At 24.2% G+C, this 749-nt stretch carries 1 protein-coding gene and 1 pseudogene; one reads left to right on the top strand and one right to left on the bottom strand.

The window, feature by feature from the left end:
* Positions 1 to 237 (top strand): annotated as a pseudogene (locus GBZ86_RS18090) (hypothetical protein); the annotation flags it as partial.
* Positions 238 to 287: 50 nt separating this feature from the next.
* Here the strand turns inward: GBZ86_RS18090 and GBZ86_RS16450 are convergent.
* Positions 288 to 695 carry a PH domain-containing protein gene (locus tag GBZ86_RS16450; RefSeq protein ID WP_152892472.1) on the bottom strand — a complete coding sequence of 136 codons (408 nt, stop codon included), beginning with the start codon at positions 693 to 695 and terminating at the stop codon, positions 288 to 290.
* Positions 696 to 749 lie beyond the last annotated feature (54 nt).

Raw genomic sequence — 749 nt, 5'->3', positions numbered from 1 at the left:
TTTGTTAATATTATTCTAGGTAAATTAAATAAAAAACTTCCCACTAACTTAAATAGAATTCCCTTAACTATTTTTACATTAAAGTTTAAAAAATTTAAAAATTACATAATTCAAAAAAGAAAATTTAAAATAGTTAATTGTCCAAAATGCAATCAAAAATTAAGACTTCCTAGAAAAAAAGGATCAATCACTGTAATTTGTAAAAAATGTTCTTATGAATTTCCTTTAAGAACTTAAAATTAAAGGGTTCAAGTATTTTTAATACTTGAACCCTTTTAATATAATCATTAATTACACAAATAATTTTTTTTTACTAAATTTATAACTTCTTTTGCCTGTTTTCCTTGATTCTTAGGTACTTTAAAGGAAATTGGTGCACTATAATATGCTCCTGTAGATCCTAAAACAGTATTTCCATCAACTCCAATTTTTATATCTACATCCAAATCAAAGCTTCCAGCAGTTTCAAAAGAAACACTTTTTATATTTTTTTTAGGGAAAAATTTAACTTCTACTTTCTTTCCTGTTAATCCTTGAACGTCTACCAAATATATTCCTAAATTAGTTAAAATAACCGAATCTCTTAAAAATTGGTAAGATGCTATAACCCTTTCATCTTCTAAAAAAAAATCTTTAACAGGATCTAAATTAGCTCCTATAGATGCCTTACCCGTTATTTTGTCATAAAACCCCATATAATATCCTCCTAGATTCATTACATTTAGATATAATTATTTTTATATTTAAAC

Source organism: Clostridium tarantellae (genome assembly GCF_009295725.1).
In the GTDB taxonomy this organism is placed as follows: Bacteria; Bacillota; Clostridia; order Clostridiales; family Clostridiaceae; genus Sarcina; species Sarcina tarantellae.
This window is presented reverse-complemented; position numbering and strand designations above follow the sequence as displayed.